The organism is Caballeronia grimmiae (genome assembly GCF_000698555.1).
In the GTDB taxonomy this organism is placed as follows: domain Bacteria; phylum Pseudomonadota; class Gammaproteobacteria; order Burkholderiales; family Burkholderiaceae; genus Caballeronia; species Caballeronia grimmiae.
The window spans coordinates 1-820 of the sequence record NZ_JFHE01000128.1 but is presented as its reverse complement, the minus strand read 5'-3'; the positions used below and the strand labels follow the sequence as shown (position 1 = coordinate 820).

The window sequence follows — 820 nt, the reverse complement described above, 5'->3', positions numbered from 1 at the left end:
GCGGTTTGCCTGCTCGGGGTCGCGGCACATCTGATAGAAGGGAACGGTAAGGCTCTTGCACAACGTTGCGCTCCCTTCTTCAATGCCGACCTGATCGTCGCCAAAAAACAGCGGACCGAACGACTCGCGCACGACATGCACTGGCATGCCCTGGACGCGCCTTGCGTGCCAACGCTTGAATGCCGGCTCAGTGATGCGGTCATAGACAAGCTGGAACAAGGCCGGAACCACGATGCCGGGATCGCTCGCATTCAAGTCATGGGTCGTTTTCGCAAAAAGTTCAGCCGCGGCGCCGGAAAAACCGAGCGCGCCATCGACGGACACCACCGCGCTGACCAGATCTGGGCGCTTCGCGGCGACCCGGGCTGCGATTTGGCCACCCATCGAATGCCCGACGAGAACGAACTTCTGTCCGGGATACCTTGTCGCGATGAATGCCTCGATATCCGCGACATAGTCGGCGGGCGTATAAGCGCCAGGCGGCATCAGCTGCGATCTGCCATGCCCGCGCAGATCGACAGCGACGACGCGATACCTGTTTTCGAAGAACGGCAGTTGCCAGCTCCAGTCATGCGAATCGCAAGTCCAGCCGTGGAGGAACATGACGTTCTTTCCGGTACCTACCTCAGTCGAGAACAGTGCGGCCGGCGATTTCGTTGCGGCAAAGACTTCATGGTTCCCGAGAGTGGTCGCAATCGCCGCCGCACCGGCGACCTTCAGCATGTCGCGTCGAGACAGTTCCTGTTCCATCATTTTCATTCGCTATCCTTAGATATCAAGAGTACATCGAACGCTTGGCTCGCTGGGCTGCGTGACGCCG

Annotated in this window: 1 protein-coding gene; it reads right to left on the bottom strand. The window is 59.5% G+C overall.

Annotated elements, in window-relative coordinates; translation table 11 throughout:
- The coding region (locus BG57_RS30925; RefSeq protein WP_035971142.1) for an alpha/beta fold hydrolase at positions 1 to 759 on the bottom strand (759 nt) is incomplete at its 3' end.
- Between the last annotated feature and the right edge of the window lie 61 nt (positions 760 to 820).